General features: G+C 60.3%; 10 protein-coding genes and 4 tRNA genes. 13 read left to right on the top strand and 1 reads right to left on the bottom strand.

Features of this window, described 5'->3' with window-relative positions; translation table 11 throughout:
* Genes AC5O5I_RS18690 through AC5O5I_RS18680 form a run of 3 tightly spaced genes read left to right on the top strand, consistent with a single transcriptional unit; the run spans nt 1 to nt 2,865 of the window.
* Nucleotides 1-801, top strand: a complete 801-nt coding sequence (locus AC5O5I_RS18690; RefSeq protein ID WP_172220672.1) for a carbohydrate ABC transporter permease — start codon at nt 1-3, stop codon at nt 799-801.
* 12 nt (nt 802-813) lie between these two features.
* Nucleotides 814-1,086 carry a DUF2160 domain-containing protein gene (locus AC5O5I_RS18685; protein ID WP_172220675.1) on the top strand — a complete coding sequence of 91 codons (273 nt, stop codon included), beginning with the start codon at nt 814-816 and terminating at the stop codon, nt 1,084-1,086.
* A gap of 39 nt (nt 1,087-1,125) precedes the next feature.
* Nucleotides 1,126-2,865, top strand: coding sequence for an ABC transporter substrate-binding protein (locus AC5O5I_RS18680; RefSeq protein ID WP_494511305.1), 1,740 nt, complete (start codon nt 1,126-1,128; stop codon nt 2,863-2,865).
* Nucleotides 2,866-3,013: 148 nt separating this feature from the next.
* Here the strand turns inward: AC5O5I_RS18680 and folD are convergent, their stop codons facing one another.
* Nucleotides 3,014-3,868: a bifunctional methylenetetrahydrofolate dehydrogenase/methenyltetrahydrofolate cyclohydrolase FolD gene (gene folD, locus AC5O5I_RS18675; protein WP_172220681.1), complete on the bottom strand. Its 855-nt coding sequence runs from the start codon at nt 3,866-3,868 to the stop codon at nt 3,014-3,016.
* 270 nt (nt 3,869-4,138) lie between these two features.
* Between folD and AC5O5I_RS18670 the strand changes: the two genes are divergently transcribed.
* The 10 genes from AC5O5I_RS18670 to AC5O5I_RS18625 all read left to right on the top strand — a co-directional run bounded on the left by AC5O5I_RS18670 (nt 4,139) and on the right by AC5O5I_RS18625 (nt 11,913).
* A tRNA-Arg gene (locus AC5O5I_RS18670) sits at nt 4,139-4,215 on the top strand.
* A 41-nt stretch (nt 4,216-4,256) separates the two neighbouring features.
* Nucleotides 4,257-4,332, top strand: a tRNA-His gene (locus AC5O5I_RS18665).
* 52 nt (nt 4,333-4,384) lie between these two features.
* Nucleotides 4,385-4,469: transfer RNA gene (locus tag AC5O5I_RS18660), tRNA-Leu, on the top strand.
* A 44-nt stretch (nt 4,470-4,513) separates the two neighbouring features.
* A tRNA-His gene (locus tag AC5O5I_RS18655) sits at nt 4,514-4,589 on the top strand.
* A 354-nt stretch (nt 4,590-4,943) separates the two neighbouring features.
* Nucleotides 4,944-5,243: a DUF6388 family protein gene (locus AC5O5I_RS18650; RefSeq protein WP_172220684.1), complete on the top strand. Its 300-nt coding sequence runs from the start codon at nt 4,944-4,946 to the stop codon at nt 5,241-5,243.
* A gap of 247 nt (nt 5,244-5,490) precedes the next feature.
* Nucleotides 5,491-6,804, top strand: a complete 1,314-nt coding sequence (gene tig / locus AC5O5I_RS18645; protein ID WP_172285617.1) for a trigger factor — start codon at nt 5,491-5,493, stop codon at nt 6,802-6,804.
* A 90-nt stretch (nt 6,805-6,894) separates the two neighbouring features.
* Nucleotides 6,895-7,536 carry an ATP-dependent Clp endopeptidase proteolytic subunit ClpP gene (clpP, locus tag AC5O5I_RS18640; RefSeq protein ID WP_027593952.1) on the top strand — a complete coding sequence of 214 codons (642 nt, stop codon included), beginning with the start codon at nt 6,895-6,897 and terminating at the stop codon, nt 7,534-7,536.
* Nucleotides 7,537-7,644: 108 nt separating this feature from the next.
* Nucleotides 7,645-8,928, top strand: a complete 1,284-nt coding sequence (clpX, locus tag AC5O5I_RS18635) for an ATP-dependent Clp protease ATP-binding subunit ClpX (protein ID WP_172285616.1) — start codon at nt 7,645-7,647, stop codon at nt 8,926-8,928.
* Nucleotides 8,929-9,091: 163 nt separating this feature from the next.
* The gene (lon, locus tag AC5O5I_RS18630) at nt 9,092-11,488 is read left to right on the top strand and encodes an endopeptidase La (RefSeq protein WP_172220693.1); all 2,397 of its coding nucleotides are present in this window, start codon (nt 9,092-9,094) and stop codon (nt 11,486-11,488) included.
* A gap of 152 nt (nt 11,489-11,640) precedes the next feature.
* The gene (locus tag AC5O5I_RS18625) at nt 11,641-11,913 is read left to right on the top strand and encodes an HU family DNA-binding protein (protein ID WP_172220696.1); all 273 of its coding nucleotides are present in this window, start codon (nt 11,641-11,643) and stop codon (nt 11,911-11,913) included.
* Nucleotides 11,914-12,068 lie beyond the last annotated feature (155 nt).

Below are 12,068 nucleotides of genomic sequence, written 5' to 3'. Positions count from 1 at the left end.
GTGAGCACACGAAAATCGCTGGCGCTGCTGCTGTATTTCTTCTTCCTGCTGGTGCCGATCTACTGGCTGCTCAACATGTCGTTCAAGAGCAACACCGAGATCCTCGGCGGCCTCACCCTATGGCCGCAGGCGTTTACCCTCGACAACTACAGGGTGATCTTCACCGATGCCAGCTGGTACAACGGCTACCTCAACTCGCTGTACTACGTGTGCCTGAACACGCTGATTTCGCTGCTGGTGGCGCTGCCGGCGGCCTATGCCTTTTCGCGCTACCGCTTCCTGGGTGACCGCCACCTGTTCTTCTGGCTGTTGACCAACCGCATGGCGCCGCCGGCGGTGTTCCTGTTGCCGTTCTTCCAGCTGTACTCGTCGATTGGCCTGTTCGACACCCATATCGCCGTAGCCTTGGCCCACTGCCTGTTCAACGTGCCCCTGGCGGTGTGGATCCTCGAAGGATTCATGTCCGGCGTACCCAAGGAAATCGACGAAACGGCCTACATCGACGGCTACAGCTTTCCGCGCTTCTTCGTGAAGATCTTCATTCCCTTGATTGGCTCCGGCATCGGCGTCACGGCGTTTTTCTGCTTCATGTTCTCCTGGGTCGAGCTGCTGCTGGCGCGCACCCTGACTTCGGTGAATGCCAAACCGATTGCCGCAGTGATGACCCGCACGGTGTCGGCTTCGGGCATCGACTGGGGCGTGCTGGCAGCGGCGGGGGTACTCACCATTCTGCCCGGCATGCTGGTGATCTGGTTTGTACGCAACCATGTGGCCAAGGGCTTTGCCCTGGGCCGGGTGTGAGGAGGGAAACCCATGGAGTGGATGGCCTGGACCCTGCCGACGGCGCTGTTTTTTGCCGCCGTTGGCATGCTGCTGCTGGGCATGACCCTGCTCGAACTGCGCCGACCCTGTGTGCAGCGGCGGGGCTTTCTGCCGTTGGTCACCAGCCGGGGTGATCGTCTGTTCATCGGCCTGCTGGCCAGCGCCTACCTGCATCTGCTGGTGGTCGGTGTCAGCGAGTGGCCATTGTGGGTGGCCTCGCTGCTGTCGCTGGCGTGGCTGCTGGTGGTGCTGCGCTGGGGCTGAGCGAATGGCCCTGTGGGATAACTGAAACGGGAGATCACAATGTTCGATAACAAGCACAACAGGCGACATTTGACCCTGGCCGCATTGCTGGTACTGGCCAGCGTGCAGGGCACTGCCTGGGCCGACCAGTACGAAGATGCGGCAAAAAAATGGATCGGCAGCGAGTTCAAGCCATCGACCCTTACCCCTGAACAGCAGCTGGCCGAGTTGCAGTGGTTCATCAAGGCGGCCGAGCCGTTCCGTGGCATGAAGATCAACGTGGTCTCGGAAACCATTACAACCCACGAATACGAGTCCAAGGTGCTGGCCAAGGCGTTCAGCGAGATCACCGGCATCCAGCTGACCCACGACCTGCTGCAGGAAGGCGACGTGGTGGAAAAACTGCAGACCCAGATGCAATCGGACAAGAACATCTACGACGGCTGGGTCAATGACTCCGACCTGATCGGTACGCACTTTCGCTACGGCAAGGTGGAATCGATCACCGATCTGATGGCCAACGAAGGCAAGGACTACACCTCGCCGACCCTGGACCTGAAGGACTTCATCGGCATTTCCTTTACCACAGCACCTGACGGCAAGGTCTACCAACTGCCCGACCAGCAGTTTGCCAACCTCTACTGGTTCCGTGCCGACTGGTTCGAACGGCCCGAGCTGAAAGCCAGGTTCAAGGAGAAGTACGGCTACGATCTGGGCGTACCGGTGAACTGGTCGGCCTACGAGGACATCGCCAGGTTCTTCAGCGAAGACGTCAAGGAAATCGACGGCAAGCGTGTTTATGGTCACATGGACTATGGCAAGAAAGACCCATCGCTGGGCTGGCGCTTCACCGATGCCTGGTTCTCGATGGCCGGCGGAGGCGACAAGGGCCTGCCCAATGGGTTGCCGGTGGATGAATGGGGTATTCGCGTGGAGGACTGCCACCCGGTGGGCTCCAGCGTGACCCGGGGCGGCGACACCAACGGCCCGGCCGCCGTCTATGCCACCCAGAAATACGTGGACTGGATGCGCGCCTATGCGCCCAAGGAAGCCCAGGGCATGACCTTCTCCGAGGCCGGCCCGGTGCCGGCCCAGGGCAACATCGCCCAGCAGATCTTCTGGTACACCGCCTTTACCGCGGACATGACCAAGCCTGGGCTGCCCGTGGTAAATGCCGACGGCACGCCGAAATGGCGCATGGCGCCGTCGCCGAAGGGCCCGTACTGGGAGGAGGGCATGAAGCTGGGCTACCAGGACACCGGCTCGTGGACCTTCTTCAAGTCCACGCCCGAGAAGCAGCGTCTGGCGGCGTGGCTGTATGCCCAGTTCGTCACCTCGAAGACCGTATCGCTGAAAAAGACCATCGTCGGTCTTACCCCGATACGCGAGTCGGACATCAACTCCCAGGCCATGACCGACCTGGCGCCCAAGCTGGGTGGGCTGGTGGAGTTCTACCGCAGCCCGGCGCGGGTGCAGTGGACGCCCACCGGCACCAACGTGCCGGATTACCCGCGCCTGGCGCAGCTGTGGTGGAGCCACATCGCCGAGGTGGCCAGTGGCGAGAAGACCCCGCAGGAAGCCCTGGATGGCCTGGCCCGCGACCAGGACCGTATGATGGAGCGCCTGCAGCGGTCCAACGCCCAGGCCGCCTGTGCGCCCAAGCTGAACCCGGAGAAGGATGCCCAGTACTGGTTCGACCAGCCCGGTGCGCCGAAGCCCAAGCTGGCCAACGAGAAGCCCAAAGGCGAGACGGTCAGCTACAACGAACTGCTGAAATCGTGGGAGGCGGCCAGGAAGTGATCGGCTGAATACCGCGCTGGCTTCTTCGCGGGTAAACCCGCTCCCACAGTGATATCCCTGTGGGAGCGGGTTTACCCGCGAAGAAGCCGGCACAACCGCGCAAAAAAAACGGCACCTGCCAGAGGTGCCGTTTTCACTTCACGCGGTATTACTTGTGCAGCTCTTGCGCCGCATACAGCGTGTTTTCCAGCAGGCACGCCCGGGTCATTGGCCCGACGCCGCCTGGCACCGGCGTGATCCAGCCCGCGCGCGGCAGGGCGGTCTCGTAGACCACGTCGCCGACCAGCTTGCCATCTTCCTGGCGGTTGATGCCCACGTCGATGACGATGGCGCCTTCCTTCACCCACTCACCTTTGACCAGCCCCGGCTTGCCGGCAGCCACGACCACCAGGTCGGCGCGCCCTACGTGGCCGGCCAGGTCCTTGGTGAAGCGGTGACATACCGTCACGGTGCAACCGGCCAGCAGCAGCTCCATGGCCATCGGCCGGCCCACGATGTTGGAGGCGCCGACGATGACCGCGTCCATGCCATACAGGTCCTGGCCGGTGCTTTCCAGCAGGGCCATGATGCCTTTCGGGGTGCACGGGCGCAGCAGCGGGATGCGCTGGGCCAGGCGGCCGATGTTGTACGGGTGGAAACCGTCGACGTCCTTGTCCGGGCGAATGCGCTCGAGCAGCAGCGAGGCATCGAGGTGCTCGGGCAGGGGCAGTTGCAGCAGGATGCCGTCGACGGCCGGGTCATCATTGAGGCGATCGATCAGCTCGGTCAGGGCGTGCTGCGTGGTTTCGCTGGGCAGGTCGAACGCCTGCGAAATGAAGCCGACCTCTTCGCAGTCCTTGCGCTTGTGCGAGACATAGACTTGGGAGGCGGGGTCGGTGCCGACCAGGATCACCGCCAGGCCCGGCGTACGCAGGCCTTGCTGGCGACGCTCCACGACACGTTGAGCGATCTGCTGGCGCAGGCTGGCGGCGATCGCCTTGCCATCGATTAGGTGTGCAGTCATAGACGCGTGATTAACCATCGAGAAGGAAACAATAAAGAGGGCGTATTCTCGCACGACCCGCGCCAAGGGCAAAGGCGGGTGGTCGGGCAAATCCCCTAACCCCTTAAATAATTTAAATTTTTTTGAAAAAGGTGTTGACGACTTTCGGGGTCGCCTATAAGATTCGCCGCACTTGTCGGGCACAGCCTAGCACTGGTTGGCTAAGTCGGGCAGAATGAGTGGTTTGGCAGTTATCTGCCAAGTTCTTGTTCGGTTAGACTTCAAGCTTAAGCGCCCGTAGCTCAGCTGGATAGAGCATCCGCCTTCTAAGCGGATGGTCGCAGGTTCGAGTCCTGCCGGGTGCGCCATTAGGCGGCATTGGCAAGCAAGTAGGCGGTAATGCAATATGGTGGGCGTAGCTCAGTTGGTAGAGCGCCGGATTGTGATTCCGGTTGTCGTGGGTTCGATTCCCATCGTCCACCCCATATTCTTCAAAGGCGCCTCGATAGTATCTGGCGCCTTTGTTTTAAGCGTTACGCGGACGTGGTGAAATTGGTAGACACACTGGATTTAGGTTCCAGCGGCGCAAGCTGTAAGAGTTCGAGTCTCTTCGTCCGCACCATGCTTCTGTAAGGTTGTACCGCAACACCGCAGCACTGCAATATGGTGGGCGTAGCTCAGTTGGTAGAGCGCCGGATTGTGATTCCGGTTGTCGTGGGTTCGATTCCCATCGTCCACCCCATATTTTTAGAAGGCGCCTTGGTCGAAAGACCGGGCGCCTTTTTGTTTTGGATTTTAGGTGGTTGAAGTGGGGCTCGGCCCCTGGCGCCCGTCGAGATATCGAGTTGGAATGACAAGGCGGTCGCGCGCAATTGGCACAGGCCGCATTGGCCCGAAACAAATGGAGCAGCCTTGTGCTGCGAAGCGCCGCGCGGGCGGCGCTCGATCTCACAGGTGCTGCCAAACCCAAGCCGATCCCCTGTAAGCCCAAACGCATCATTTCCCCCTTGCAATCCCCTAGTGGCACCCCAATAAAACCTGATAGATTTCAGCCGGTTGAAACACCGGCCCAGTTGCCCGGCAGAGGAACCGCCCAATGATCGCAAAAGAAGCCCGCCAGGCCCTGGCACTGCAGCGTTTTGCCGAAGCCAACCCGCAGCTGCTCGAGGAAATCAGCGGGCTGGATGCGCGTGAGCAGGCCCGGCAGATCGAGTGGGCGTTCGAGGATGCGGCCGATGAGCAGGGCCTGCAGCCCTGGGAGTTGGCACTGCAACTGATCGCCGAAACCCCGGAACAGCTGCAGGCCATGCGCCTGGAGACCCACCGCGAGGTGGCCGAGGCGCTGGGGATGGAGTGGGAAGAATACTGCCAGTTCAACGAAATCGACCCTCAATAAAGGAGGCGAATTCGGGGTTGGCAGTTGTTTGACAAGGTATTTCGGCGACAGGCCGCCCGGCGCGGCCTGCAGCCCCAATTGAGGCAGGCTCGGCGGCATCCCGTGCGGGCCTTGAAAGTTAATCGACCGGCGTAGTTTCCCGTCGTCCCGAGTGGGGTGACTTCTGCAGCGCGACTCACTAGAATGCTTGCCCTTGATTCTGGAGTCGGGCTAACGCCGGCTAACGTCTGTGCAACGAGGAATATCCATGCAAGTTTCTGTTGAAAACACTTCCGCTCTCGAGCGCCGCATGACCATCGCCGTTCCGGCCGAGCGCGTCGAGAACGAAGTCAACAAGCGTCTGCAGCAGACTGCCCGTCGCGCCAAGGTTGCAGGCTTCCGTCCTGGCAAGGTACCGATGAGCGTGATCCGTCAGCGTTTCGAAGCTGACGCCCGTCAAGAGGCTTTCGGTGACCTGGTCCAGGCTTCCTTCTACGAAGCCATCGTCGAGCAGAAGCTGAACCCGGCAGGTGCCCCGGCCGTTGAGCCGAAGTCCTTCGAAAAGGGCAAGGACCTTGAATTCGTCGCCATCTTCGAAGTGTTCCCGGAGTTCACCGTTGCCGGCCTCGAGTCGATCAACGTCGAGCGCCTGAGCGCTGAAGTGGCTGACGCCGACCTGGACAACATGCTCGAAGTCCTGCGCAAGCAGAACACCCGCTTCGAGGCCGTCGAGCGTGCTGCGCAGATCGACGACCAGGTCAACATCGACTTCGTCGGCAAGGTCGACGGTGAAGTGTTCGCCGGTGGTTCGGCCAAGGGTACCCAGCTGGTGCTGGGTTCCGGCCGCATGATCCCTGGCTTCGAAGATGGCCTGGTTGGCGCCAAGGCTGGCGAAGAGCGCGTTGTCAACGTGACCTTCCCAGAGGACTACCAGAACCTGGACCTGGCGGGCAAAGCTGCCGAGTTCACCATCACCGTCAACAGCGTTTCGGCGCCTGTGCTGCCAGAGCTGAACGAAGAATTCTTCGCCCAGTTCGGCATCAAGGAATCGACCCTGGAAGGTTTCCGCACCGAAGTTCGCAAGAACATGGAGCGTGAGCTGCGCCAGGCGATCAAGACCAAGGTCAAGAACCAGGTCATGGACGGTCTGCTGGCCGCCAACCCGATCGAAGTGCCGAAAGCCCTGCTGGAAAATGAAGTCAACCGTCTGCGCGTGCAGGCTGTTCAGCAGTTCGGCGGCAACATCAAGCCAGAACAGCTGCCAGTCGAGCTGTTCGAAGAGCAAGCCAAGCGCCGTGTGGTGCTGGGCCTGATCGTTGCCGAAGTGGTCAAGCAGTTCGAGCTGAAGCCGGACGACGCCAAGGTTCGCGAGATGATCGAAGAAATGGCCTCGGCTTACCAGGAGCCTGAGCAGGTCATCTCCTGGTACTACAAGAACGACCAGCAGCTGAACGAAGTCCGTTCGGTTGTGCTGGAAGAACAAGTTGTAGATACTGTTCTGCAGAAAGCGACTGTGACCGACAAGTCGGTCTCGTACGAAGAAGCCGTAAAACCAGCCCAGGCACCTGCCGAAGCCGAGTAATACGTTTCTCTCGTAGGAAACTCCACAAGCCAGCCTTCGCGCTGGCTTGTGCGTATTCAAGCCATGACTATTTGGGAGTGAGCGCAGGACATGTCCCGCAATTCTTATATTCAGCAGAGCTCTGACATCCAGGCCGCAGGCGGCCTGGTCCCGATGGTTATCGAGCAGTCCGCCCGTGGCGAACGCGCTTACGACATCTACTCGCGCCTGTTGAAGGAGCGAGTGATCTTCCTGGTTGGCCCGGTCGAAGACTACATGGCCAACCTCGTCGTTGCGCAGATGCTGTTCCTCGAGGCGGAAAACCCGGACAAGGATATCCATCTGTACATCAACTCGCCGGGCGGTTCCGTTACCGCTGGCATGTCGATCTACGACACCATGCAGTTCATCAAGCCGGACGTCTCCACCATCTGCATCGGCCAGGCCTGCAGCATGGGCGCCTTCCTGCTGACTGCCGGTGCCAAAGGCAAGCGTCACTGCCTGCCGAACTCGCGCGTGATGATCCACCAGCCGCTGGGCGGCTTCCAGGGTCAGGCCACCGATATCGAGATCCACGCCCAGGAAATCCTCAATATCAAGGCGCGTCTGAACGAGCTGCTGGCCTACCACACCGGCCAGGACCTCGAGACCATCAAGCGCGACACCGAGCGTGACAATTTCATGAGCGCCTCGCGCGCGGCCGAGTACGGCCTGATCGACTCGGTCTACGACAAGCGGCAACTGGCCTCCTGAACCGGGGTGCCAGAGCAGGCAGGCGCCGAAAGCGCCTACCTGCGGACTTGAAAAAGCCCGCAATTGCCTTCATCTTGTGTTGCAAGCCTACCGGATTGGATCGATCGAATGACTGACACCCGTAACGGCGAGGACAGCGGCAAATTGCTCTATTGCTCCTTCTGCGGCAAAAGCCAGCACGAAGTGCGCAAATTGATTGCCGGGCCCTCGGTATTTATCTGCGACGAGTGCGTCGACCTGTGCAATGACATCATCCGTGAGGAGGTGCAGGAAGCCCAGGCCGAGAGCAGCGCGCACAAATTGCCTTCGCCGAAAGAAATCAGCGGCATCCTGGACCAGTATGTAATTGGTCAGGAGCGCGCGAAAAAGGTGCTGGCCGTAGCGGTGTACAACCACTACAAGCGCCTGAACCAGCGTGACAAGAAGGGTGACGAAGTCGAACTGGGCAAGAGCAACATCCTGCTCATCGGGCCGACCGGCTCGGGCAAGACCCTGCTCGCCGAAACCCTGGCACGCCTGTTGAACGTACCGTTCACCATTGCTGACGCCACCACCCTGACCGAAGCCGGTTATGTGGGGGAGGACGTCGAGAACATCATCCAGAAGCTGTTGCAGAAGTGCGACTACGACGTGGAAAAGGCCCAGATGGGCATTGTCTACATCGACGAGATCGACAAGATTTCGCGCAAGTCGGACAACCCGTCCATCACCCGTGACGTTTCGGGCGAGGGCGTGCAGCAGGCGCTGCTGAAGCTGATCGAGGGCACTGTCGCCTCGGTGCCGCCGCAAGGTGGCCGCAAACACCCGCAGCAGGAGTTCTTGCAGGTTGATACCCGCAATATCCTGTTCATTTGCGGTGGTGCGTTCTCGGGCCTGGAAAAGGTCATCCAGAACCGTTCCACCAAAGGTGGCATCGGCTTTGGCGCTGAAGTGCGCAGCAAGGAAGAAGGCAAGAAGGTCGGCGAGTCCCTGCGTGAGGTCGAACCGGACGATCTGGTCAAGTTTGGCCTGATTCCGGAATTCGTCGGCCGTCTGCCGGTACTGGCGACCCTCGATGAGCTGGACGAGGCTGCATTGATGCAGATCCTCACCGAGCCGAAAAACGCCTTGACCAAGCAGTATGCCAAGTTGTTCGAGATGGAAAGCGTCGACCTCGAGTTCCGCAGCGATGCACTCAAGGCCGTTGCCCGCAAGGCCCTGGAGCGCAAGACCGGCGCCCGTGGCCTGCGTTCGATCCTTGAAGGCGTGCTGCTCGACACCATGTACGAGATCCCTTCGAAGAAGGATGTCAGCAAGGTGGTGGTCGACGAGAGCGTCATCGAAGGCACCTCGCAGCCGTTGATGATCTACGAGAACAGCGAGCCACAAGCCAAGGCCGCGCCAGACGCCTGATTCAGGCAATGGCCGGTTTCCGGTTGCAAGCAAGAAGGGGCCTACGGGCCCCTTTCTGCTTTTCCTGCGCTAGCGCTTGTAATTTCCCAAGCGTGCCCCCACATTAGGTCCAAGCATCATTTCCACCGGTTTCCGGCCATAGGGCCGTTGTAGAGGCGAAATCATGAAGACAACCCTCGACTTGCCTCTTTTGCCATTGCGCGATGTCGTTGTTTACCCGCACATGGTTATCCCGCTGTTCGTGGGGCGCGAAAAATCCATCGAAGCCCTCGAGGCAGCGATGACGGGCGAAAAGCAGATTCTTCTGCTGGCCCAGAAGAACCCGGCCGATGACGATCCGGGCGAGGACGCCCTGTATCGCGTCGGTACCATTGCCACCGTGCTGCAGCTGCTGAAGCTGCCGGATGGCACCGTGAAGGTGCTGGTCGAGGGCGAGCAGCGTGGCGCCGTCGAAAATTTCACCGAAGTAGAAGGACACATTCGTGCCGAAGTGTCCCTGATCGACGAAACTGACGCCGCCGAGCGCGAGTCGGAAGTGTTCGTACGCACCTTGCTTTCGCAATTCGAACAGTACGTTCAGCTGGGCAAGAAAGTGCCTGCCGAAGTCCTGTCTTCGCTGAACAGCATCGATGAGCCCGGGCGCCTGGTCGACACCATGGCCGCGCACATGGCCCTGAAGATCGAGCAGAAGCAGGAAATTCTCGAAATCGTCGACCTGTCGACGCGTGTCGAGCACGTGCTGGCGCTGCTGGATGCCGAAATCGACCTGCTGCAGGTTGAAAAGCGCATTCGTGGCCGGGTCAAGAAGCAGATGGAGCGCAGCCAGCGCGAGTACTACCTGAATGAGCAGATGAAGGCCATTCAGAAGGAACTCGGCGATGGCGACGAAGGCCACAACGAAGTCGAAGAGCTGAAAAAGCGCATCGAAACCGCCGGCCTGCCGAAGGATGCCCTGGCCAAAGCCCAGGCGGAGCTGAACAAGCTCAAGCAGATGTCGCCGATGTCGGCCGAAGCCACCGTGGTGCGTTCGTACCTGGACTGGCTGGTGCAGGTGCCGTGGAAGGCGCAGAGCAAGGTACGCCTGGACCTGACCAAGGCCGAGGAAATCCTCGACGCCGACCACTACGGGCTGGAAGAGGTCAAGGAGCGCATTCTCGAGTACCTCGCGGTGCAGAAGCGCGTCAAGAAGATCCGTGGCCCGGTATTGTGCCTGGTCGGCCCACCTGGTGTCGGCAAGACCTCGCTGGCCGAGTCGATCGCTGCCGCCACCAACCGCAAGTTCGTGCGCATGGCCTTGGGCGGTGTGCGTGACGAGGCCGAAATCCGTGGTCACCGCCGCACCTACATTGGTTCGATGCCAGGTCGCCTGATCCAGAAGATGACCAAGGTTGGCGTGCGCAACCCGCTGTTCCTGCTCGACGAAATCGACAAGATGGGCAGCGACATGCGTGGCGACCCGGCCTCGGCGCTGCTCGAAGTGCTCGACCCGGAGCAGAACCACAACTTCAACGATCACTACCTGGAAGTCGACTACGACCTCTCGGACGTGATGTTCCTGTGCACCTCGAACTCGATGAACATCCCGCCGGCGCTGCTCGACCGGATGGAGGTCATCCGCCTGCCGGGGTACACCGAGGACGAGAAGATCAACATCGCGGTCAAGTACCTGGTGCCCAAGCAGGTCAAGGCCAACGGCTTGAAGAAGGAAGAGCTGGAGGTCGACGTATCGGCCATCCGCGACATCATCCGCTACTACACCCGCGAAGCCGGTGTGCGTGGCCTGGAGCGGCAAATCGCCAAGGTCTGCCGCAAGGTGGTCAAGGAACACACCGGGCAGAAGCAGGTCAAGGTCAAGGTCGCCAGCGAGCAGCTTGAACACCTGCTGGGCGTGCGCAAGTTCCGCTACGGCCTGGCCGAGCAGCAGGACCAGATCGGCCAGGTCACCGGCCTGGCGTGGACCCAGGTGGGCGGCGAACTGCTGACCATCGAAGCCGTGGTCATCCCCGGCAAGGGCCAGTTGATCAAGACCGGTTCGCTGGGCGATGTGATGGTCGAGTCGATCACTGCCGCGCAGACGGTGGTGCGCAGCCGCGCACGCAGCCTGGGCATCGCCGCCGACTTCCATGAGAAGCGCGACGTGCATATCCACATGCCCGAAGGCGCCACGCCGAAGGACGGTCCAAGTGCCGGTGTCGGCATGTGCACCGCGCTGGTGTCGGCGCTGACGCAGATTCCGGTACGTGCCGACGTGGCCATGACCGGCGAAATCACCTTGCGTGGCCAAGTCCTGGCCATTGGCGGGTTGAAGGAAAAACTGCTGGCGGCACACCGTGGCGGGATCAAGACGGTGATCATTCCGGAGGAGAATGTTCGCGATCTGAAGGAGATTCCGGAAAATATCAAACAGGATCTGCAGATCAAACCGGTCAAATGGATTGACGAAGTCCTGCAAATTGCGCTGCAATACGCCCCGGAGCCCTTGCCAGATGTGGCTCCGGAGATTGTCGCGAAAGATGAAAAGCGCGACGGCGATGCTAAGGAAAGAATCAGCACGCATTAGTAGTTTTTGGCTGGGGGGCTTTCCTTGACAGTTTTTTCGGGGCCTTGCTATAAAGCGGCACGCTATTGTCTTCAAGCCACCCAGCGCACGTTTCATAAGCTTTTCATTACATACTTAGAAACAAACTCAATAGAGAAATAAGGGGACTTAGAGTGAACAAGTCGGAACTGATTGACGCTATCGCCGCATCTGCTGACATCCCGAAAGCTGTAGCTGGCCGTGCGCTGGACGCAGTAATTGACTCCGTGACCGGTGCCCTGAAAGCAGGCGACGACGTCGTACTGGTTGGCTTCGGTACCTTCTCGGTCAAGGATCGCGCCGAGCGCACTGGCCGTAACCCGCAAACCGGCAAGGCCATCAAGATCGAAGCTGCCAAGGTTCCAGGTTTCAAGGCAGGCAAAGGCCTGAAAGACGCCGTCAACTAAGTCGTCTTTCAGCCGGACCCGGCCTGGCCAGGTCCGAGCACGGTGAAGGCGGGGCGCAAACGTTCCCGCCTGACACGTTTGCTAAGTAAAGGCGCATCCTCGGATGCGCCTTTCTTTTATCAGGTTTCTACCCACGCTCCGCGGTTGTCGACGCA

It is taken from the genome of Pseudomonas sp. 9_2_1 (assembly GCF_059295275.1).
The sequence above is the reverse complement of the archived record's forward strand: the minus strand, read 5'-3'. Positions and strand labels throughout refer to the sequence as shown.